Genomic DNA, 21651 nt, shown 5'->3' on the forward strand with positions numbered 1-21651 from the left:
GGTGGTCCCATGCAGACCACGACGAAGACCACCGCCCGCCGCATCGCCCTCCTCACCGCACTCCCGCTCGTCGGGGCCCTGGCGCTCACCGGCTGCTCGTCGGACGACGACGACCGCGACGACGTGGCCGCACCGGCAGCCTCAGCACCGGCAGCCTCCGCCCCGTCGGTCGCGTCGGACGGCAGCAGCAGCGCCGCCGCCACCGCCGGCAACGACGCCCTCCCGACCGCCGCCGCGACCGCCCGGAAGGCCGTCGGCTCCGGCACCGTCACCGCGATCGAGCAGGAGGCCGGCGGCACCTCGTGGGAGGTCCTCGTCGTCACCGCCGACGGCCGTGAGCAGGAGGTCCACGTCGACGCCGACGGCCGGCGCACCACGGCCGGCCCGACGAAGGAGACCTCGGACGCGGACGACGTCGCCGAGGCGAAGCGGTTCGTCGGTGCCGCCGACCTGTCCGTCGCCCAGGCCGCCTCCGCCCTGACGAAGACCGTCTCCGGCACCGTGACCGAGCTCGGCCTCGACGACCACGCCGGCGCGGTCGTCTGGGAGGGCGACGTCCTCGACGCGTCCGGCACGAAGCACAGCATCCGCATCGACGCCGGCAGCGGCGAGGTCGTCACGAACACGGTCGACACCGACGACTGACCCCCGCAGGCCCGGGTCTCCGCCGGCCAGGTGGTGGCAGTAGCGTCGGCGGCGTGAGCACCGACGGACGAACCACCCCAGCCCCCCGCCACCGCGTGCTGCGGATCGGCGGGTGGGTCCTGGCCGTCCTGCTCGTGCTGGTCCTGGTGTTCCTCGTCTGGGCGCACATCGTCATGCAGGGCACCCGCTCGGCCGCCCTCACCGTCTGGCGCGACGACCGGGTGTCCGTCCGCGACGCCGGCGACTCCGTCGTGATGACCCCGACGGGCACCCCGGACGGCGTCGGCGTCGTGTTCGTCCCCGGCGCGAAGGTCGACGCGTACGCCTACATGGCGACCTTCCGGCAGGTGGTCGCCGACGGCACGACGGTCGTGATCACGAAGCCGACCCTCAACCTGGCGTTCTTCGACACCCGGGCGCTCTCGGTCTTCCAGGCGCACGCCCCCGAGGTCCGCACCTGGGCCGTCGGCGGCCACTCCCTCGGCGGCGTCCGCGCCTGCCAGCTGGCCGACGGTCCCGACGTCGCCGGCCTGCTGCTGCTCGGCAGCTACTGCGCGAACGACCTGTCGGCCACCGACCTCGACGTGCTCAGCGTCTCCGGCTCGCGCGACGGCCTGTCGACGCCGGACAAGGTGGCCGCCGCCCGCGACGAACTCCCGTCAGACGCCACGATGACGCAGGTCACCGGCGCGAACCATGCCGACTTCGGCGCGTACGGGGCGCAGCCGGGCGACCGGACGGCGACGATCAGCCCCGATGAGGCACGGCGGGCGATCACCGCCGCGATCGAGAGCTGGGTACGCGACCTGCGCTGACGCGCACGGGCCAGCGCACGTACAAGGGTCAGCGCGCGGGCCCGGGCTGCGTGGCGGACGTGGGGCGGGCCTCCAGTCCGGCCGGGAGGCCCGCCCCACCCCCGTCAGGAGGCCGACGTCCCCGAGTCGGTGCGGTCGCGACCCCGCGTCGCACGGGCGACGAAGTACAGGACCGCGCCGACCGCGAGCAGGACCGCCGCGTACAGCCAGACCTGCCCGCTCTGCTGGGTGAGCAGCAGGATGCAGGACGCGACCCCGAGCACGGGCACGAACGTCCACACCCGGAAGTGCTCGTGCTCCACCCGGTCCTTCCGCAGCACCAGGACCGCGACGTTCGTGCTGATGAACACGAAGAGCAGCAGCAGCACGAAGGTCTCTGCGAGCGTGCCGACGTCCCCGACCAGCGTGAGCAGCATCGCGACCACGGTCGTCGCGACGATCGCCGTCCACGGGGTCTTCCGGTTCGGCAGGACCTTGCCGAGCAGCCGCGGCAGCAGGCGCTGCTCGGCCATGCCGTAGGTGACACGGCTCGCCATGATCATGGTGAGCAGCGCGCCGTTCGCCACCGCGACCAGGGCGATGATGCTGAACACCCAGTCCGGGATCGGCACGCCGGTCGCGGCGACGACCGCGAGCAGCGGGCCGCTCGAGTCGGACAGCTCGGACGCGGGCAGGGCGATCGAGCTCGCGAGTGCGACGATCACGTAGACGACGCCGGCGGTGGCGAGGGAGCCGAACAGGGCGCGCGGGTAGACCTTGCGGGGTTCCCGGACCTCCTCGGCGACGTTGGCGGACGTCTCGAAGCCGACGAACGAGTAGTAGGCGACGATGGCCGCGCTGAGGGTCGTGAGGGCCGGGTTCGCCTCGGCCGGGAACGCCCCGACGCGCGAGACGTCACCGCCGCCGCCACCCATCATCACCGCGACCGTGACGATCACGATGACCAGGCCGGACAGCTCGATGATCGTCATGACGACGTTGCTCCGCAGCGAGTCCGATATGCCGCGGGCGTTGAGGCAGGCGACGAGGGCCAGGAACACGATCGCGGCCGGCACCGGCGGGACGTCGATGAACGTGCCGAGGTAGTCCCCGGCGAAGGCGAGCGACAGCCCCGCGGCACTCGTGACCCCGGCGGCGAGCATCGAGAACCCGACCAGGAACGACACCAGCGGCACCTTGTACGCACGCTCGGCGAACACCGCGGCGCCACCGGCCTTCGGGTACTTCGTGACGAGTTCGGCGTAGGAACCGGCGGTGAGCAGGGCCAGCAGCAGGGCGAGCAGGAGCGGTGCCCAGAGTGCCCCGCCGACGTCCTTCGACAGGGTGCCCATCAGGGCGTAGATGCCCGCCCCGAGCACGTCGCCGAGGATGAACAGGAACAGCAGAGGGCCGGTGATCGCCTGCTTCAGCTTCGATCCGGTCCCGTCCCGCGGCGGCGCTGCGGTGTCAGAGGTCATGCCCGCGAGCGTCCCGGGAACCGTCTGGACGGCGGTCCAGATCCGCGCTCCCCGGACGGGGCGGCACACTCCCCAGCGTGGAACACGTGGCGGCGGAGCGGTCCTAGAGTTGACCCCGCAGCAAACGTGTTCGACACCGCTCCCCTGGAAGGTCTGCCCATGACGTCGTCGGATCGGCGAACCCCTGCACCGCTCGCTGACCAGCGAGCCCTCCTCTTCGACCTGGACGGCGTCCTGACGCCCACGGCCGAGGTGCACATGCGTGCCTGGAGTCGCCTCTTCACGCCCTACCTCGAGCACCACGGGGTCGCGCCGTACACCGAGCAGGACTACTTCGCGTACGTCGACGGCAAGCCCCGGTACGACGGGGTCAGGTCGCTGCTGCAGGCCCGCGGCATCGACGTCCCCGAGGGCACCCCGGACGACGACCCCACGCTCGACACCGTGTGCGGGCTCGGCAACCGGAAGAACGCCGAGTTCACCGCCGAGCTGCAGGAGCACGGTGTCTCGCCGTACCCGGGGTCGCTGCGGTTCCTCACCGCGGCGATCGACGCCGGGTACGAGGTCGCCGTGGTCTCCAGCTCCGCGAACGCGAAGCAGGTGCTCCGGACCGCGGGCATCATCGACCGCTTCGACGTCATCGTCGACGGTGCCGTGGCCCGCGCCGACGGCCTGGCCGGCAAGCCCGCGCCGGACACCTACCTGGACGCCGCGACGCGGTTCGGCCTGACCGCCGCCGAGTGCGTCGTGGTCGAGGACGCCACCAGCGGGGTCGAAGCCGGCCGCAACGGCGCGTTCGGGCTCGTCATCGGGGTCGACCGCGGCGCCGGTGCTGACGCCCTCCGCGAGCACGGTGCGGACCTCGTCGTGACGGACCTCGCCGACCTCCTGCCCGACCTGTCTGCTGCCGACTCCGGGAAGACCGCATGAACCCCATCACCTCCGATCCCCTCGACCGCGTCCGGTACCCGGTCGACGAGTGGGCGCTGATCGAGACCGAGTACGCGGACGAGCAGGGCGTCGACGAGACGAACTTCGCCGTCGGCAACGGGTACCTCGGTCTCCGCGGCAACTTCGACGAGGGCCGCGGCGGCGTGCAGTACGGCACGTACATCAACGGCTTCCACGAGACCTGGCCGATCCGGCACGCCGAGACCGCGTTCGGCTTCGCGAAGACCGGGCAGACGATCATCAACGTCCCCGACGCCAAGGTCATCCGGCTGTACGTCGACGACGAGCCGCTCGTCCTGTCCGAGGCCGACATCCTCCGCCACAGCCGCCGGCTCGACTTCCGCGGCGGGTACCTGCTGCGTGAGACCGAGTGGTCGACGCCGTCCGGCAAGCGAGTGCTCATCCGCTCCCGGCGCCTGGTGTCCTTCGTCGAGCGGCACCTCGCCGTCATCGACTACGAGGTCACCATGCTCGACCACGACGCCTCGGTGCTGCTGTCGAGCCAGGTGCTCAACCGCCAGGACGTCGCCGACGAGTACCACGCCGGCATGAAGGCGGCCGCGGCGGCGTTCGACCCGCGCAAGGCCGAGTCCTTCACCGACCGGGTGCTGCAGCCGCGGCTCAAGCGGAACGCGGGCTCGCGGTCCCTGCTCGGCTACCAGGCGACCAGCTCGGGCATGACGATCTGCGTCGGCGTCGAGCACCGGCTCGAGACCGAGAACAGCTGGGACGAGACCTCGAGCATCGAGGACGACCTGGCGAAGCACGTCTACCGGGTGCAGGCGAAGGCCGGGCAGCCGATCCGCCTGGTCAAGAGCGTCGTCTACCACACGTCCCGCGGGGTCCCGGCGCGCGAGCTCGCCGACCGCTGCGACCGCACCCTGGACCGCGCGAAGTACGAGAGCGTGGAGCAGGTCTTCGGTGAGCAGCGCAAGTGGCTCGACGACTACTGGGCCCGCAGCGACGTCGAGGTCGCCGGCCAGCCCGAGGTGCAGCAGGCCGTCCGCTGGAACCTGTTCCAGCTGGCGCAGGCGACTGCCCGCACCGATGGCCACGGCATCGCGGCGAAGGGCGTCACCGGCTCCGGCTACGGCGGCCACTACTTCTGGGACATGGAGATCTACGTCCTGCCGTTCCTGTCGTACACGGCACCGATCGTCGCCCGGAACGCCCTCCGGTTCCGCTACAACATGCTCGACGCCGCCCGGTCCCGTGCCCGCGAGCTGAACCAACGCGGTGCCCTCTTCCCGTGGCGCACGATCAACGGTGAAGAGTCCAGCGCGTACTACGCCGCCGGCACCGCGCAGTACCACATCGACGCCGACATCGCCCATGCCCTGATGCAGTACGTGCGGGCCTCCGGCGACACCGACTTCCTCAAGCGCGGCGCAATCGACATCCTGGTCGAGACCGCCCGCCTGTGGGAGGACCTGGGGTTCTGGCGTTCGAACGGCGACCAGAAGTTCCACATCGACGGCGTCACCGGCCCGGACGAGTACACGACCGTCGTCGACGACAACATGTACACGAACGTGATGGCCCGGGCGAACCTCTGGTCCGCCGTCAACGCCTGCCGGCACCTCGCCGTGGACGACCCGGACGAGTACGCGCGGATGATCCGTCGGACCGGCCTCGACCAGTCCGAGGTCGAGAGCTGGGAGCGCGCGGCCGAGTCGATGGAGATCCCGTTCGACCCGCACCGCGGCATCCACCCGCAGGACGCCCAGTTCCTCGACAAGGAGCTGTGGGACCTCGAGCGCACGCCCGAGTCCAAGCGGCCGCTGCTGCTGCACTACCACCCGCTGGTCATCTACCGGTTCCAGGTGCTCAAGCAGGCCGACGTCGTGCTCGCCCTGTTCCTGCAGGGCCACGAGTTCACGCCGGCCGAGAAGCGTCGTGACTTCGACTACTACGACGCCCTGACCACGGGCGACTCGACGCTGTCGGCGGTCGTGCAGTCGATCATGGCGGCCGAGGTCGGGTACCACGAGCTCGCGGGCCAGTACTTCCAGACCGCGCTCTACGTCGACCTCGCCGACCTGCACGGCAACACCACCGACGGCGTGCACATCGCGTCGACCGGCGGCATCTGGGGTGCACTCGTCAACGGCTTCGGCGGCATGCGCGACCACGGTGGACGACTGTCGTTCAACCCGCGGCTGCCGGTCGACTGGGACCGTCTGACGTACCGGATGACCGTCCACGGCTCGCGCGTGCGCGTCGATCTCGAGCAGAAGGCGCTGACCTTCACGGTCGAGACCGGTGACGGCTTCGACGCGTGGGTCCACAACCAGCAGATCGAGGTCCGCCCGGGCGACCCGACCGTCGTCCCGCTGCCGCACCAGGGTCCGCGGATGGCCGGCCACGCGCCGACCACCAGTGACATCCAGGGGACGCTCCGCGCCGACGGTTCGGTGATCACCGCCTCCATCCCGACGATCTCGCTGGAACGCGACATGGAGAACGAGGACACCACCGCCTGATCGCCTGATCGCCTGATCCGGCCGGGAGGCCCGCCCTCCGTCCGCCACCGATGCCCGCCTCCGCCTGGACTCCCGTCCAGGGCGGGGCGGGCACCGTGATCTCCCGTGTCCTCCGGGCCGACGGTGTCCCTGACGAGGGGACCACCGACGCGAGAGGAACACACCATGGGCAAGCGGTTCGAGGGCAAGGTCGCGATCGTCACCGGCGCGGGGTCCGGCATCGGTGAGGCCACCGCACGCGCGTTCGTCGCGGAGGGCGCCGGGGTCGTCCTGGTCGACAGCGTCGCGGACAAGGTGCGCGACGTCGCCGACTCCCTGCCGACGGAACAGGCACTGTGGCTGCAGGCCGACGTCGCCGACCCGGACGCGTGGCAGACGATCGTCGACGCGGCGATCGACCGGTGGGACCGGCTCGACGTGCTCGTCAACAACGCCGGGACGTTCACTTCGGGCGACATCACGGACATCTCGCCCGCCGAGTGGCACCGTGTCGTCGAGACGGACCTGTCGAGCGTGTTCTACGGCACCCGGGTGGCGCTGCCGTTCCTCCGCGAGACGAAGGGCTCGATCGTGAACACCTCGTCGGTGTCCGGCGAGGCCGCGGACTGGCGGATGAGCCCCTACAACGCGGCGAAGGGCGGCGTCTCGAACTTCACGAAGGCGGCGGCGCTCGACAACGGCGGGTTCGGCGTCCGCGTGAACGCCGTCGCCCCGGGCCTGATCTGGACGGACCTGACGCAGTCGCAGGCGGAGGACGAGGAGCTGAAGCGGGAGTTCTCGGAGCGGATCGCCCTCGGCCGCGGCGGCCGGTCCGAGGAGGTCGCGGCGGCGGTGCTGTTCCTGGCGAGCGACGAGGCGTCGTTCATCACGGGCGCGATCCTGCCCGTCGACGGCGGCACGATGGCGAGCAACGGGCAGCCGGCGCAGGCCTGATCCGGGCGTCTCCGGTCAGAGCAGCTTGCGGAGCGTGTTCGTGTTGCGTGCCGTCGTGGTCCGCTTGAACCGGGCGGCACCGGCACGCTTCGCGAAGACGGTCGACGTGCTCGACCCCTTCGGGCACGACCAGTAGACGACGCCGTCGCCGCGGGCGACCTGCTCGACCGACGGATCGAGGTCGAGTCCGGCGAGCAGGTCGTCGAGCGCTGTGGGTTCGGAGGTGAACACGACGTAGTCGTGCCGGACGGCCGTCGACGCGAAGGGGAACCCCGCGACGAGGTCGGCCAGGGCATCGTGGCGCACGAGCACGATCCAGGCGTCGTACCCGAAGCGCTCCCGGAGAGCCTGCTCCACGGACGACCGCAGCGCCGCGGGCTCGACGGGGTCCGCCGCGGTGAACACGACGTTGCCCGAGGCCAGGACCGTCCGGACGTCGGTGTGGCCCAGGGAACGGAACAGCTCGGCCAGGTCGGCACTCCGGATCGTGATGCCGTTCACGTTGACCCCGCGCAGCAGGGCGACCCAGGTCGTCATGCGGTGACCGTAGCGCGGCGTCGGGTCGGGGTCCACACCCACCCCGGTGCCGTCCACAGCGCTCACGTCGACGGCGCTCACGTTCACGGTGCTCACGTCCACGTTCGGGCGACGGTCCACCCGCTGCCGTCCGGGACGATGTCGACCACCAGGGTCTCGCCGTCCTCGGCGGTCGCCTGGAAACGCCACCCGGCGGTGCGTTCCGGTGCGTGGGTGATCGCGGTGGGCAGGTCGGTCGGGGTCGTGGTCAGTCGGGTCGGGACGTCGGTGACGCGCCAGCGCCGGCCCAGCCAGACCAGTCGGACGGGTGTGCCACCGGTCCACCACACGGTGACCGCGGTGTCGACGATCATCATCAGGAGCCTCCTCGTTCGAACGTGTGTTCGAATGCTAGGTCGGCCATCCGACACCCGCAACCGCTCCGGCGCGCCGCGTTCGCCCTGTGCGGATGCCGACAACCGACCGAGGAGCAGTCGTGTAGACGAGCATCATGACGAACGACGACAGCCAGGGTCCCGACGCCGCACACCAGGTCCCGGACGGGGTCTCCGAGGCCACGGTCGAAGCCCTCGGCAGCCTGTCCGCAGCGCTCGAGGTCATCGAGCACGCCCGCGGTCTGCTGTACGGGTTCCACCGTCTGACCGGCACCGCCGACCTGAACATCGGCGAGGCGGTGGAGCAGCTGCGGAAGGCCGGACACACTGAGCTGGCGGAGCGCATCGACACCGAGCTCGTCGGCCGGAACGTGATCGCCGGTCGGTGGACGTTCCAGATCGTCGAGGACTACGACGACGGCTACTACGCGACCGCGAAGGAACTCGAGCGGACCGCGCGCGAGCAGCTCGTCGGCGGCAAGCGCCACCTGTTCGAGGCGGGCATGAAGGAGGACCGGCGCACGCCGGCCCACCGCCACCACGAGGCGACGCCCACCGACCTGCCGGACTGACCCGCGCCTCCCGTCCGTCCCCTCCTCGGAACGCAACGTGGGCGGTTGCTCGCCACGAGATGTCGTTGCGAGCAACCGCCCACGTTGCGTTCAGCGGGTCGGGTCAGCCGACGCCGAGCGCCGTCTCCAGTGGGCCGCGGGCGAAGTACAGCAGGAAGCCCGCGGCGACGACGTACAGCAGCCACGAGACCTGTCGGCCCTTGCCGGACAGCGCCTTGATGAGCACCCAGCTGATGAAGCCCGCGCCGATGCCGTTCGCGATCGAGTACGTCAGCGGCATCACCACGATGGTCAGGAACGCCGGCAGCGCCGAGCCGAAGTCCGACCAGTCGATGTCCGCGACCTGCGCGACCATGAGCGCGCCGACCACGACGAGTCCGGCGGCGGCGACCTCGAGCGGGACCACCTGCGTCAGCGGCGTCAGGAACATCGACGCCAGGAACAGCAGGCCCGTCACGACCGAGGCCATGCCGGTCCGGGCACCCTCGCCGATGCCGGCGGCGGAGTCGATGAACACCGTGTTCGACGACACCGAGGCGCCGCCACCGGCGATCGCGCCGGCACCCTCGACCACGAGCGCGGCGCGGAGACGGGGGAACGTGCCGTCCTTCTCCGCGACCCCGGCGGCCTTCGCGAGTCCGGTCATCGTGCCCATGGCGTCGAAGAAGTTCGTGAAGACCAGCGTGAAGACGAGCATCGACGCGGCGAGCGGGCCGATCCGGGCGAACGCGCCGAAGTCGAACTGGCCGACGAGCGACAGGTCGGGCAGGGCGAACAGGGCGCTCGGCAGGCCCGGGGCGTTGAGGTTCCAGCCGGTCTTCGAGTCGACCGAGGTCGGCACGTGGAACACCGCCTGCAGGATGATCGCGATGATCGTCGTCGCGATGATGCCGATGAGCAGCGCGCCCTTGACCTTACGGGCCATCAGCGTGCCGATGATCACCAGGCCGATGAGGAACACGATCGTCGGCAGGGCCCCGACCGAGCCGTCCTCACCGAGCTGCAGCGGCGGCGAGGCGAGCCCCGAGGAGCGCACGAAGCCGGAGTCGACCAGGCCGATGAACGCGATGAACAGGCCGATGCCGACCGTGATCGCCGCCTTGAGCTGCGCGGGCACGGCGGTGAAGATCATCGTCCGGATGCCCGTCAACGCCAGGATCACGATGATCACGCCGTTGATGACGACGAGACCCATCGCCTCGGCCCACGTCACCTGGTGGACGACGCTGACGGCGAGGAACGAGTTGATCCCCAGGCCCGCCGCGATGCCGAACGGCAGGTTCGCGACCACGCCCATCGCGATGGTCATGAGACCGGCGACCAGGCCGGTGGCCGCGGCCACCTGAGCGTTCTCGAGCCATCCGCCGCTGACGTCCTTGGCGGCCTGGTCGGCACTGAACCCGCCGAGGATGAGCGGGTTGAGGATGACGATGTAGGCCATCGTCACGAAGGAGACGAGACCACCACGGATCTCTCGGGGGATGGTCGATCCGCGCTTCGTGACCGAGAAGAAGCGGTCGAGGCCGGATGCGACGCTGTTCCGGGGCGGGCTGGATGTCTGCGGGGCGCTCACCGGGGGAGTTTAAAGGAACCTGGGACCGCCGGCACGTCGCGGCCGCAGGGTAGCCATCCGGGAGGCCCGTTCCCCGTGATCGGGGTACGTCACCGCGTTCCGTGTCCAGTCGCACCCCCGCCGGGCGGTGTTGGATGACCGGGTGACGCAGCGCATGGACCGTGCCCGTGTCGAGGCCGCCGTGCGAGAGCTGCTGGCGGGCATCGGCGAAGACCCCGACCGACCCGGACTGGAGCGGACCCCGCAGCGGGTCGCCGACGCCTACACGGAGTTCTTCCGCGGGCTCGACCAGGACGCGACGCAGATCGCCCGCGACGGCACGGTGCCCGCCGGCGACGGTGAGCGCGGTGACCTGGTGATCGTCCGCGACATCCTGTTCCGGTCGGTGTGCGAGCACCACCTGCTGCCGTTCCTCGGCACCGCGCACCTGGCGTACGCGCCGGGCGAGCGGCTCATCGGCCTCGGGACGCTGGCGCGGGTGGTGGAGGCACTGGCCTCCCGCCCGCAGCTGCAGGAGCGTCTCGGCGAGCAGGTCGTCCAGGCGGTGCAGGACGGCCTCGAGGCGCGCGGCGTCCTGGTCGTCCTCGACGCCCAGCACCAGTGCGTGACGACCCGGGGGGAGCGGCAGACGAGCTCCACGACCGTCACCGTCGCGGCGAGCGGGATCCTCGCCGACGCGGCGGGCCGGGCCGAGGCGATCGCGCTGATCGGCAGCGGAGCCGGAGCCAGCAGCGGCACCGGCAGCAGCACCGGCACCGGGGCGGACGCCTGATGCGCGTCGGACTCGGCACGGGCCTCCCGTCCGGTGCGGCCGCGTCGTCCGGACCCGGGTGGGTGGTGCCGGACCTGCGCGAACCCGTCCGCACCATCGGCCGCCGCACCTTCGACTTCGACCACCGCATCGCCGTGATGGCGATCGTGAACCGCACGCCGGACTCGTTCCACGACAAGGGCCGGACCTTCGCGCTCGACCGCGCGGTCGAGGCCGCCGTCACCGCCGCCGAACAGGGCGCCGACTGGGTCGACATCGGCGGCGTGAAGTTCGCCCCCGGGCCGGAGCTGTCCGCCGCCGACGAGATCGAGCGCGTCCTGCCCGTCGTCGAGCAGGTCGCGCAGCAGTCCGACGTGACGATCAGCGTCGACACCTTCCGGCCCGAGGTCGCGGCCGCCGCGATCGCCGCCGGTGCCAGCGTCGTCAACGACACCACCGGCCTCGCCGACCCGCGGATGGCCGCCGTCGTGGCGGACTCGGATGCGACGATCGTCATCACGCACTCGCTCGCGGCACCGCGCCAGCAGTACCCGAAGCCGCAGTACGCCGACGTGGCGGGCGAGGTCGCGGCCTTCCTGCGGCTGCGCGTCGACCGGGCGCTCGAGGCGGGCATCCCCGAGGACCGGATCATCATCGACCCCGGTCACGACCTCAACAAGACGACCGTGCACACGCTCGAGCTGACCCGGCGTCTGCCGGAGGTCGTCGCGCTCGGCTACCCGGTCCTCGCCGCGGTGTCGAACAAGGACTTCGTGGGGGAGAGCCTCGGCCGACCCCGCGGTGAACGGCTGTCCGGGTCGTTGGCGGCCGCGACGGTCAGCGCCATGCTCGGTGCCCGCATCGTCCGGATGCACGACGTCGTCGAGTCCGTCGACGCGATGCGCATGGTCGAGACCGTCCTCGGCTGGCGCGCCCCCCTGGAAGCGAGGCACAACACGTGACGCACCTGCCCGACCCGATCGCCGACCTGTCCGACGACGAGCTGCTCGCCGCCTACACCGACGGTGCCGAGGGCACCGCTGACGGCGGCTGGCTCCGCGTGAACTTCGTCAGCTCCCTCGACGGCTCCGCCACCGCGGCCGGCAAGTCCGGCTCCCTCGGCGGTGACGACGACCTGCGCGTGTTCGACCTGCTGCGCCGCGTCGCCGACGTCGTCCTGGTCGCCGCGGGCACCGTCCGCGACGAGGGGTACGGGCCGATGGTGCTGCACGACGCCGACGTCGCCTGGCGTCGAGAGCACGGACTGCCCGACCACCCGGTGTTCGCGATCGTGACGGGGTCGCTCGGCCTCGACCCGGCCTCGCGGGTGTTCACCGAGGCGCCGGTCCGACCGGTCGTCCTCACCTCGGCGTCCGCGGACCTCGAGCGGCGGCACGCGCTCGAGGCCGTCGCCGACGTGGTGTCCTGCGGCGAGGACTCCGTCGACCCGGCACAGGTCCGGGCCGCCCTGGTCGACCGGGGCCTCCGCACGATCCACTGCGAGGGCGGGCCGTCCTTCCTCGGTGCCCTGGTGGCGGCCGACCTGGTCGACGAGCTGTGCCTGTCGATCGACCCGTCGCTCGAGGGCGGCGACGGCGGCCGCATCGTGCACGGGTCGTCGCCAGAACTCCGGCCGATGCGGCTCGCGCACGTGCTGCACGGGGCCGGGGACGTGCTGTTGACGCGGTACGTGCGGGCGCGCTGACGAGGAGCCCCCTGCTCGTCCCGCTGCACGTCACGCCTGCCGGGTAGGGTCGGGCGCGTGATCGACGTCGTGGTGTCCGGGGTCCTGTTCGACATGGACGGGACGCTCGTCGACTCGACCGCCATCGTCGAGGGTGCGTGGAGCCGGTTCGGCGCCGAGCAAGACCTCGACCCGCAGACGATCCTCGGCTTCTCGCACGGCCGACAGACGATCGACACGATCCGCCACTTCCTGCCCGACCTGGCTCCCGACGAGCAGCGCCGGGTCGCGCTCGAGCTCGTCAACGACGAGGTCGAGAACACCGACGGCATCATCGAGGTCCCCGGCGCCGGTGCGTTCGTCCGTCGGCTCCTGGCCGCAGGTGTGCCGGTCGCGCTCGTCACCAGCGCCCCGCGGGACCTCGCCGTGAACCGGATGCGCGCCGCCGACGTGCCCGTCCCGGACGCCGTGGTCGCCGCCGACGACGTCGAGCACGGCAAGCCCCACCCGGACGGCTACCTGCGGGGTGCCGCCCTGCTCGGGGTCGCTGCCGAGGACTGCCTGGCCTTCGAGGACGCCCCCGCCGGACTGGAGGCTGCGCTCGCCTCCGGTGCGACGACCGTCGCCGTCGGGACGCTCGCCTCCGCCGACCTGCCGGCGGACCTGGTGCGCATCACGGGGTACGACGGGGTCACCGTGACGGCCGAGGGCGACGGGTTCCGCATCCGGGGCTGAGCGTCTCCTGCGCTCTGCGAACACACCCAGCGGCGTCCGACGACCGTGGTGTGCGCAGCCGGAGACCCCGGCCTGCGGAAGGAGTGACCATGGCAGCCCTCGACGGCAAGAAGATCCTCGTCATCGCGACGAACTACGGCGTGGAGCAGGACGAGATCGTCGTCCCCACCGACCAGCTCCGTGAGCGCGGCGCCACCGTGACGGTCGCCGCGAAGGAGTCGGGCTCGATCCAGACCCTGGTCGGCGACAAGGACCCGGGCAAGGACGTCGACGTCGACACCACCCTCGACGGTGTCTCGGCCGGCGACTTCGACGCCCTCGTGGTCCCCGGCGGCACGATCAACGCCGACACCATCCGCCAGGAGGCCACCGCGATCGACCTCGTGAAGGCGTTCGTCGAGGCCGGCAAGCCGGTCGCGGCGATCTGCCACGGCCCGTGGACCCTCGTCGAGGCCGGTGTCCTGCCGGGTCGCACGATCACCTCGTTCCCCTCGCTGCAGACGGACGTCCGCAACGCCGGTGCCGAGTGGGTCGACCAGGAGGTCCAGGTCGACGAGACCGGCAGCACGATCATCACGTCGCGGAACCCCGGCGACCTGCCGGCGTTCGTCGACGCGATCCAGGCCGCCCTCGCCTGACCCCTCGCAACACGCAACGTGGGCGGCAACGCGCAGCGGTACTCCGTTGCGCGGAGCCGCCCACGTTGCGTTCCGCGGACCCGCCAGGCTGCGGGACTCAGCCGGCGGGGACCGGGTGCGCGGTGCGGAGCACGGCGTGGCCGAGGGTGAGCACGCCGTCGGACTCGGGGTCGCAGCGCACCCCGCCGCGCCCGCGCATCGCCCGGAACGCCCCCGGTGCCACCTCGGTGTCCATCCACGCGCACGGGTTCGCCGGCCGGTAGCCGCGGAAGAGCACCGGGCCGTCACCGGAGTCCAGGGCGAACGGCTCGCCCCGCAGTGCCTCGACGTCGACGCCGCGCAGGAACACGTTCCGTCGGGTCGCCGCCGGGTCGATCGACACCCCGAGCTCCCGTCCCACCGCCTCGAGCCCCGCGAGCCCGATCAGGGTCACCGACGCGTGCACGTGCGCCCGGGCAGCGAAGTAGCGGTCGCCGACGATCCCGAGTCCTGCGCGCAGCTCGATGCGGTCGCGGAGCTCCTCCTCGTCGGACGGTGTCGCCCCGTCCGCGGGACGGCCCTCGTAGCGGTGCCTCCGGGAGACCAGCAGCATCGTCACCTCGACGTCGCGGGCGTGCGGCAGCGCGACGGAGGCGACCGGGTCGAGGACGGGAGGCATGCGGTCGACGGTAGCCGCGCCTCCCGGCCGTCCCGTCCACCCGGGGTGCTGCGACGTCCGATTCCCGCCAGTCCGGTGTCGTCGGCCCGTGCCAGGCTGACCGCATGACGACCACCGGAGCCGACGCGCCGCTCGACGCGCAGCCCGATCTGCAGCCCGTCTCGCAGCCCGTCTCACAGCACGACGAGCGGTACCGGATCGCGGCCTCGCGGGACGCGCGGTTCGACGGTCAGTTCGTCACCGCCGTGCACTCCACCGGCATCTACTGCCGCCCGAGCTGCCCGGCCCGCACACCCCGATCGACCGGCGTCACCTTCTACCGGACGAGTGCCGCCGCGCACCTCGCCGGCTTCCGCGCCTGCCGCCGGTGCCTGCCCGAGGCGACGCCCGGCAGCCCCGAGTGGGACCTCCGCGAGGACGTCGCCGGCCGCGCGATGCGCCTGGTCCTCGACGGCGTCGTCGAACGGGAGGGCGTCCCCGGCCTCGCCACCCGCGTCGGCTACTCGGAACGGCAACTCAACCGGATCATGACCGACGAGCTCGGCGCCGGACCGAAGGCCCTCAGCCGCGCGCACCGGGCGCAGACCGCGCGGACCCTGCTCACCTCGTCCGACCTGCCGATGGCGGACGTCGCCTTCGCCGCGGGGTTCGCGAGCGTCCGCCAGTTCAACGACACCGTGCGCGAGGTCTTCGCGCTCACCCCCACCGAACTGCGGTCCCGACGACGGGTCGCGCCGGGCGGTGACGGCGCGCTCCGCGTGCACCTGCCGGCGCGGCCGCCGTTCGACGTGCAGGGGCTGCTCGAGTGGCACGCATTGCACGCGCTCGCCGGCATGGAGCAGGTCGGCTTCGACGCGGCCGGGCGGGTCGCGTCCTACGGGCGGGTGCTGGACCTGCCGGGAGGCCCGGGCTGGTTCCGCGCGACGGCTGCGGACCACGACGGGGTCGCGTCCGGTACCGGCGGGGCTGGGTCCGGCGGGGCCGGGCCCGGCGGGGCCGGGCACGGTTCTGGTGGCTCCGGCCAGCGTTCCGGTCGGGGGCGGACCGGGCTGGACCTGCTCGTCCGGCTCACCGACCTGTCCGACCTGCCCACCCTCGTGGCCCGGGTGCGATCGTTGTTCGACCTCGATGCCGACCCGGTGGCGGTGGACGCGGCCCTCGCGGCGGTGCCCGAGCTCGCACCGGTCGTCGCACGGGTGCCCGGCATGCGGCTGCCGGGGGCGGTGGACCCGCACGAGGTGGTGTTCCGCACCCTCATCGGGCAGCAGGTGTCCGTCGCGGCGGCCCGGACGGCGCAGACGCGGCTCGTGGCGGCGCTGGGGGAGCAGGTGGCGGCGGGTCTCGTGCCGGGGGTCCCTGACTCCGACGAGCCCGTCGTCCGGCTGTTCCCCCGTGCCGGGGTGATCGCCGAGCGCGGGCGGGAGGTCCTCCGCGGCCCCGCAGCCCGGGTCGACACGATCATGCGCGTCGCGGCGGCGCTCGCGGACGGCAGTCTCGTCGTCCACGGTGGTCAGTCGCTCGACGAACTCCGCTCCGGCCTGCTCGCTGTGAAGGGCATCGGCCCGTGGACGGCGGACTACGTCGCACTCCGGGTCCGGCACCACCCCGATCTCTTCCTGCACAGCGACCTCGCCGTGCGGAACGGTGCACAGGAACTCGGGCTGCCCGGGACGGCGCGTGAACTCTCCCTATGGTCGGAACGGGTGGCCCCCTGGCGGAGCTACCTCACGATGCACTGCTGGCGGCCGATCATCGATCGCGCGATGGACCGGACCGCAGCGACCTCCACGAACCCCGGGAAGGAACCCCGATGACCGACGCCGTCCTCACCACCCTCTCCACCCCCGACGGGCCCTTCACCGTGCTCGAAGACGACCGCGGGCGGGTCCTCGCCTCGGGGTGGACCGCCGACCCGGACCGGATCCTCGCGCGCCTGGCCGAACGGCACCGGCCGACGCGGGTCCTCGACGGGCAGGTCCGCGCGGCCGACGCCGTGGACGCCTACTACGCGGGGGAGCCCGAGCACGCCATGCAGGTGCCCGTCCACCAGGTCGGCACCGAGCTCTTCGCCGAGGGCTGGCGGCGGCTCCGGGACATCCCCGCGGGGTCCACGCTGACGTACACGGCGTTCGCGAGCGCGATGGGTCGCCCGGACGCCGTCCGCGCTGCCGCCAGTGTCTGCGCCCGGAACGCCCCCGCCCTCTTCGTGCCCTGTCACCGGGTCCTGCGCTCTGACGGTTCCCTCGGCGGGTTCGCCTGGGGGCTCGACGTCAAGCGGTCGCTGCTCGAGCGCGAGTCCGTGGCCGCTGACGCCCTCGTCTGAGCACCCCTCGGACGGGTCACGCGTTCACAGGGAGCATCAAGCGCTCCCCCAGGACGTGGGTGGTGACGCGGAGCCCCGGGCCTGTCAGACTCACGACGACGGCGTGGTCCACGGAACTCCGTGGACCGAGATCAGCGTCGAGCGCGATGCGTGTCGTACCCCCCGGGTGCCGCACGACCGGGGGCGCGCCACTCGCCGTCGAGACCGAACGAGGACGCCATGACGACCACCGCCGACCGATCGGTGCTGTCAGCGGACGGCACACGGATCGCGGTCTCGTCGAGCGGGGACGGCCCTGCGCTCGTCCTCGTGGGCGGAGCCTTCGACCACCGGGGCACCCCGTTCGTGGACGGGGTCGTCGCCGCGTTCTCCGACCGCTACCGGGTCGTCACGTACGACCGCCGCGGCCGCGGAGAGAGCGGTGACACCCGGCCCTGGTCGGTCGCGCGAGAGGTCGAGGACCTCGCCGCCGTGGTCGCCGACGTCGGCGCTCCCGTCGACCTCCTCGGCATCTGCGTCGGTGCCGCCGTCGTCCTGCACGCCGTCGCCACCGGCGTCCCGGTCGGCCGTGCCGTGCTCTACGAACCGCCGTACCGCGCGAGCGTCGACGCGCACGCCGACGACGTCCTCTTCGCCGACCGCCTCGACGAGATGATCGCCGGCGGCCGCCGAGCCGCCGCGGTCCGCGCTTACCTCACCCGGGTGCTCGGCATCCCGATGCTGCAGGTCTCCGCCGTGCCCCTCAAACCGAAGCTGTGGAAGGCCCTGCTCGCCGACGCCGGGGTCCTCGGCCGTGACGTCCGGGTCCTCAGTGGCCTCGTCGTGCCGGAGCGGGCACTCGCCGCGGTGGGGATCCCGGTGCTCGTCGCCGCGGGCACCACCGGACCCACCTGGACCCGGGCGGCCGCGCGCGCGGTGGTCGAGACGGTGCCCGGCTCGACGGCCGTGGTGCTCGAGGGGCAGGGCCACGTGCCGGACCCCGCGGTGCTGCGGAGCACGGTCGACGGGTTCCTCCAGACCCAGCCCAGTCCCGACGCGCACTGAACCGCACGCCGCGCCGTGGCTGCGCGCGCTGACCTACGCCAGGATGGACGGGTGAACGCACCCCGCCTCGGACTCCTGCTCGACGTCGACGGCCCGATCGCCAGCCCGCTCTCGCGGACCATCGCGATCCCGAGCATCGTCGAGGACCTCGTCGCCCTGGCGGCCGAGGGCATCCCCGTCGTGTTCAACACCGGACGCAGCGACGCCTTCATCCGGGAGCAGGTCGTCGGCCCCCTCCTCGCCGGCGGTCTCGCCGCGGGCGGGCGGGTGCACGCGGTGTGCGAGAAGGGTGCCGTCTGGTGCTCGATCGGCCCGCAGTTCCCCGGCGGCATGGGCGACCTGACCGTCGCCGAGGACCTGGCGCTGCCGCGCGACTTCGCCGACGAGATGCGCGAGCTCGTCCGTGAGGAGTACGCCGACCTGGTCTTCTTCGACGAGACCAAGCACGCCATGGTGTCGATCGAGCAGCTGGTGGACGTCGACAGTGCGGCGTACCTGGCCCGGCAGCCCGCGTTCGACGCGCAGGCGATGGCCGCACTCGAGCGCCGCGGGCTCGGCGTCCGCCGCCTCGACGACGTGCGTCCGGACGAGCACGGCGCGGTCGCGTGGCGCATCGACCCGACGATCATCTCGACCGACGTCGAGTCCGACCGCAGCGGCAAGGACCTCGGTGCCGAGCGGGCGCTCGAGCTCCTGGCCGAGGACGGCGACCTGCCCCTCGAGTGGCGGACGGTCGGCGACTCCCGCAGCGACTACGCGATGGCGGACTGGCTGCACGCGAACGGGCACCGGGTCGCGCACGTCGACGTCCGACCGGCCGACGGTGTCCCCGAGACGCCGTACCCGGTGCTCACCGCGCCGGACGGGGTCATCCACGACGAGGCCGGTGCCCGGTTCCTCCGTGCGTGGCGCGAGGGGCGCTCCGACGCTGCCGTCTGATCGGCGACGCACGGTCCCCGGTTGCACCGCTGTGCGGTATACCACTACCCTTCCGGGGTCCGCCTGCTCCGATGACAGGAACGTCCCATGGCCCTCCGCACCAAGTCCATCGAGGCGTCGCTCGCCGACGCCGACGAGAAGGGGCGCTCGCTCAAGCGCTCCCTGAAGACGTTCGACATCGCCGCGATGGGGATCGCCGTCGCGGTCGGTGCCGGCATCTTCTCGGTCGGCGCGAACGCCGCCGCGAACTTCGCCGGCCCCGGCGTGATCGTGTCGTTCCTGCTCGCCGCCGTCACGTGCGGCCTGGCGATCATGTGTTACGCCGAGTTCGCCTCGACGATCCCGGTCGCCGGCTCGGCGTACACGTTCACCTACGCCACGATGGGCGAGCTGCTCGCGTGGATCGTCGGCTGGGACCTGATCCTCGAGACCCTGACCGCCAGCGCCGTCATCGCGAAGTACTGGGGCATCTACCTCAGCACCGCGTTCGACGTGTTCGGCGTCACACTGCCGAGCACCATCGCGATCGGGCCGATCGGCTTCACCTGGGGTCCGGTCCTCATCGTCGGCGTGTTCACCGCGCTGCTGGCGTTCGGCACGCGGCTGTCCAGCCGGGTCTCCGCGGTCATCACCGTCATCAAGGTCGCGATCGTCCTGTTCGTCATCGTGGTCGGCGCCTTCTTCGTCAAGGCCGCGAACTTCACGCCGTTCATCCCCGCCGCGGAGCCGACCAAGGGTGCCGAGGGCAGCGTGCTGACCCAGTCGCTCGTCTCCTTCGTGACCGGTGCGGCACCGGCGCAGTACGGCGTCTTCGGCCTGCTCGCCGCGGCGTCGCTGGTGTTCTTCGCCTTCATCGGCTTCGACGTCGTCGCCACGAGTGCCGAGGAGACCGAGAACCCGCAGAAGACCCTGCCCCGAGGCATCTTCATCGGGCTCGGCATCGTCACGCTGCTCTACGTCGGCGTCAGCATCGTGATCACCGGCATGGTGTCGTACAAGCAGCTCGCTGAGGAGAAGGCTCCCTCGCTGGCGTCCGCGTTCGACATCGTCGGGCTGCCCTGGGCGGCCGGCATCATCGCCATCGGCTCCCTGATCGGCCTGACCACGGTCGTCATGGTGCTGCTGCTCGGCCTGTCCCGCATCGTGTTCTCGATGAGCCGCGACGGCCTGCTGCCCCGCTGGTTCTCGGTCACCAACCCGAAGACGCAGACCCCGGTCCGGGTGCAGGTCGTCGCCGGCATCGTCGTCGCGTTCCTCGCCGGGTTCACCGCGGTCGACAAGCTCGAGGGCATGATCAACATCGGCACGCTCTCCGCCTTCGTGCTCGTGTCGATCGGCATCATCGTGCTCCGGAAGTCCCGCCCCGACGCACCCCGCGCCTTCCGGGTGCCGTGGTCGCCGGTGGTCCCGATCCTGTCCGCGGTGCTCTGCTTCTGGCTGATGCTCAACCTCGAGGTCGAGACCTGGATCCGGTTCGTCGTCTGGCTCGTCATCGGCTTCGCGATCTACTTCGGCTACAGCCGCCGTAACAGCCGCGTCGGCAAGGCGATGCGCGAGTAGCACCTCCGCCGACCAGCGTGCCGCCCGGTGCCGTTCGGATCAGCACCACAGAAGACGGCTCGCGCCACGGCATCCCGTGGCGCGAGCCGTCTTCTGTGGTGCGGCGCCCGACGACGCCGGCGGGACGCCGGGCGGCGGGCTGCGGCGGGCGGCAGCGGGCGGCAGCGCCGACGAGGCCGCGGGCTCAGGCGCCGAGGAGCAGCGCCAGGCCGAAGGCGAGCATCACGACGGCGACCAGGGCGTCGAAGACCCGCCAGGTCAGCGGCTTCGCGAACAGCGGGCGCAGCAGCCGACCTCCGAAGCCGAGGGCCCCGAACCACAGGCAGCTCGCCGCGACCGCCCCCACGGTCCACCACCACCGGTCGTCGACCCCCTGCTGGTTCGCGACCGACCCGAGGAACACCAGCGTGTCCAGGTACACGTGCGGGTTCGCCCACGTGAACACCAGCATGGTCAGGACCGCGGCAGGCATCGTCGGCCCCGCCGGGTCGCCTCCCGGACGCCGGTCGCCCAGACCGGCCCGGCCGGGAGGCACGCCCTCCCCCCGCGACGCCGGTGCAGCCTCCAGGCCGTGGGCCCCAGGGCCCGCACCCGCCGAGACGGGCACCCCGTCCTCGGCGGCCCGCTCGTCGAGACGGATCGCCTCGCCCGAGGGCCGCAGCGCCCGCCGGGCCGCGAGCACCCCGTACGTCAGCAGGAACGCCGCGCCCACGAACCGGATGACCAGCAGTGCTGCCGGGACCCGTTCGACGACGGCCCCGACGCCGAGCACCCCGGCGATGATGAGGGCCGCGTCCGACAGCGCGCAGACGGCCACCGCGACGGCGACCACCCCGAGTCGCGCGCTCACCGCGAGCCGCAGCAGGTAGGTGTTCTGCACCCCGATCGCGACGATGAGGGCGAGCCCCGTGCCCAGGCCGGACAGGGCGGGGAGCAGGGCGTCGAGCGGTGTGGTCACAGGGGAACGCTAGGCCGGTAC

22 protein-coding genes are annotated in these 21651 nt (G+C 72.2%); 16 read left to right on the forward strand and 6 right to left on the reverse strand.

All coding sequences use genetic code 11. The features are described from left to right. Positions 1-9: 9 nt before the first annotated feature. Together QL987_RS00735 and QL987_RS00740 are read left to right on the forward strand one after the other, a co-directional pair. Complete coding sequence (locus tag QL987_RS00735; RefSeq protein ID WP_290155784.1) at positions 10-645, forward strand: PepSY domain-containing protein; 636 nt, start codon at positions 10-12, stop codon at positions 643-645. 53 nt (positions 646-698) lie between these two features. Beyond that, positions 699-1460 (forward strand): alpha/beta family hydrolase, encoded by a 762-nt coding sequence (locus QL987_RS00740; protein ID WP_290155786.1) that lies wholly within the window; start codon positions 699-701, stop codon positions 1458-1460. 104 nt (positions 1461-1564) lie between these two features. Here QL987_RS00740 and QL987_RS00745 read toward each other — a convergent pair whose 3' ends face one another. Next, entirely contained in the window at positions 1565-2917 is a 1353-nt protein-coding gene (locus QL987_RS00745) for an APC family permease (protein ID WP_290155788.1), read from the reverse strand. 159 nt (positions 2918-3076) lie between these two features. Between QL987_RS00745 and QL987_RS00750 the strand changes: the two genes are divergently transcribed. The 3 genes from QL987_RS00750 to QL987_RS00760 all read left to right on the forward strand — a co-directional run bounded on the left by QL987_RS00750 (position 3077) and on the right by QL987_RS00760 (position 7284). Next, positions 3077-3847: a beta-phosphoglucomutase family hydrolase gene (locus QL987_RS00750; RefSeq protein ID WP_221848975.1), complete on the forward strand. Its 771-nt coding sequence runs from the start codon at positions 3077-3079 to the stop codon at positions 3845-3847. Continuing rightward, positions 3844-6351, forward strand: a complete 2508-nt coding sequence (locus tag QL987_RS00755) for a glycosyl hydrolase family 65 protein (protein ID WP_253465352.1) — start codon at positions 3844-3846, stop codon at positions 6349-6351. Before QL987_RS00750 ends, QL987_RS00755 begins: the two co-directional genes overlap by 4 nt. Positions 6352-6516: 165 nt before the next feature. Next, a complete protein-coding gene (locus tag QL987_RS00760; protein WP_111074003.1) occupies positions 6517-7284 on the forward strand; it encodes an SDR family NAD(P)-dependent oxidoreductase in 768 nt (255 codons plus the stop codon). A gap of 15 nt (positions 7285-7299) precedes the next feature. On the opposite strand, the gene QL987_RS00765 is transcribed toward QL987_RS00760, so the two are convergent. Next, on the reverse strand, positions 7300-7821 hold the full coding sequence (locus QL987_RS00765; RefSeq protein WP_290155792.1) for a DUF1697 domain-containing protein: 522 nt from the start codon (positions 7819-7821) through the stop codon (positions 7300-7302). 92 nt (positions 7822-7913) lie between these two features. After that, positions 7914-8177: a hypothetical protein gene (locus QL987_RS00770; RefSeq protein ID WP_111074002.1), complete on the reverse strand. Its 264-nt coding sequence runs from the start codon at positions 8175-8177 to the stop codon at positions 7914-7916. A 134-nt stretch (positions 8178-8311) separates the two neighbouring features. Here QL987_RS00770 and QL987_RS00775 point away from each other — a divergent pair, with 134 nt between their 5' ends. After that, positions 8312-8767, forward strand: a complete 456-nt coding sequence (locus QL987_RS00775; protein ID WP_111074001.1) for a hypothetical protein — start codon at positions 8312-8314, stop codon at positions 8765-8767. 103 nt (positions 8768-8870) lie between these two features. Here the strand turns inward: QL987_RS00775 and QL987_RS00780 are convergent, their stop codons facing one another. After that, a complete protein-coding gene (locus QL987_RS00780; protein WP_290155793.1) occupies positions 8871-10340 on the reverse strand; it encodes an NCS2 family permease in 1470 nt (489 codons plus the stop codon). 154 nt (positions 10341-10494) lie between these two features. Here QL987_RS00780 and folE point away from each other — a divergent pair, with 154 nt between their 5' ends. From folE to QL987_RS00805, 5 genes are all read left to right on the forward strand, one after another. Then, positions 10495-11112: a GTP cyclohydrolase I FolE gene (gene folE / locus QL987_RS00785; protein WP_290155835.1), complete on the forward strand. Its 618-nt coding sequence runs from the start codon at positions 10495-10497 to the stop codon at positions 11110-11112. Beyond that, complete coding sequence (gene folP / locus QL987_RS00790) at positions 11112-12053, forward strand: dihydropteroate synthase (RefSeq protein WP_290155794.1); 942 nt, start codon at positions 11112-11114, stop codon at positions 12051-12053. Before folE ends, folP begins: the two co-directional genes overlap by 1 nt. Next, complete coding sequence (locus QL987_RS00795; protein ID WP_290155795.1) at positions 12050-12796, forward strand: pyrimidine reductase family protein; 747 nt, start codon at positions 12050-12052, stop codon at positions 12794-12796. Before folP ends, QL987_RS00795 begins: the two co-directional genes overlap by 4 nt. Positions 12797-12853: 57 nt before the next feature. Then, positions 12854-13510 (forward strand): HAD-IA family hydrolase, encoded by a 657-nt coding sequence (locus tag QL987_RS00800; RefSeq protein ID WP_290155796.1) that lies wholly within the window; start codon positions 12854-12856, stop codon positions 13508-13510. A gap of 89 nt (positions 13511-13599) precedes the next feature. Further along, entirely contained in the window at positions 13600-14148 is a 549-nt protein-coding gene (locus QL987_RS00805) for a type 1 glutamine amidotransferase domain-containing protein (RefSeq protein ID WP_111073995.1), read from the forward strand. A gap of 97 nt (positions 14149-14245) precedes the next feature. Here the strand turns inward: QL987_RS00805 and QL987_RS00810 are convergent, their stop codons facing one another. Next, the gene (locus tag QL987_RS00810) at positions 14246-14806 is read right to left on the reverse strand and encodes a molybdenum cofactor biosysynthesis protein (protein ID WP_290155798.1); all 561 of its coding nucleotides are present in this window, start codon (positions 14804-14806) and stop codon (positions 14246-14248) included. 104 nt (positions 14807-14910) lie between these two features. On the opposite strand from QL987_RS00810, the gene QL987_RS00815 reads away from it, so the two are divergent. The 5 genes from QL987_RS00815 to QL987_RS00835 all read left to right on the forward strand — a co-directional run bounded on the left by QL987_RS00815 (position 14911) and on the right by QL987_RS00835 (position 20672). Further along, positions 14911-16620: an AlkA N-terminal domain-containing protein gene (locus QL987_RS00815; RefSeq protein WP_290155800.1), complete on the forward strand. Its 1710-nt coding sequence runs from the start codon at positions 14911-14913 to the stop codon at positions 16618-16620. Further along, the gene (locus QL987_RS00820; RefSeq protein ID WP_290155802.1) at positions 16617-17129 is read left to right on the forward strand and encodes an MGMT family protein; all 513 of its coding nucleotides are present in this window, start codon (positions 16617-16619) and stop codon (positions 17127-17129) included. Before QL987_RS00815 ends, QL987_RS00820 begins: the two co-directional genes overlap by 4 nt. A 219-nt stretch (positions 17130-17348) precedes the next feature. Then, entirely contained in the window at positions 17349-18173 is an 825-nt protein-coding gene (locus tag QL987_RS00825; RefSeq protein WP_111073991.1) for an alpha/beta hydrolase, read from the forward strand. A gap of 51 nt (positions 18174-18224) precedes the next feature. Beyond that, positions 18225-19112 carry a hypothetical protein gene (locus QL987_RS00830; RefSeq protein WP_290155804.1) on the forward strand — a complete coding sequence of 296 codons (888 nt, stop codon included), beginning with the start codon at positions 18225-18227 and terminating at the stop codon, positions 19110-19112. A gap of 87 nt (positions 19113-19199) precedes the next feature. Beyond that, the gene (locus tag QL987_RS00835) at positions 19200-20672 is read left to right on the forward strand and encodes an amino acid permease (protein ID WP_253465321.1); all 1473 of its coding nucleotides are present in this window, start codon (positions 19200-19202) and stop codon (positions 20670-20672) included. A gap of 184 nt (positions 20673-20856) precedes the next feature. Here QL987_RS00835 and QL987_RS00840 read toward each other — a convergent pair whose 3' ends face one another. Then, on the reverse strand, positions 20857-21630 hold the full coding sequence (locus tag QL987_RS00840; RefSeq protein WP_290155805.1) for a LysE family transporter: 774 nt from the start codon (positions 21628-21630) through the stop codon (positions 20857-20859). Positions 21631-21651: the final 21 nt, after the last annotated feature.

The sequence above is a fragment of the Curtobacterium sp. APC 4022 genome (genome assembly GCF_030407555.1).
GTDB lineage: Bacteria > Actinomycetota > Actinomycetes > Actinomycetales > Microbacteriaceae > Curtobacterium.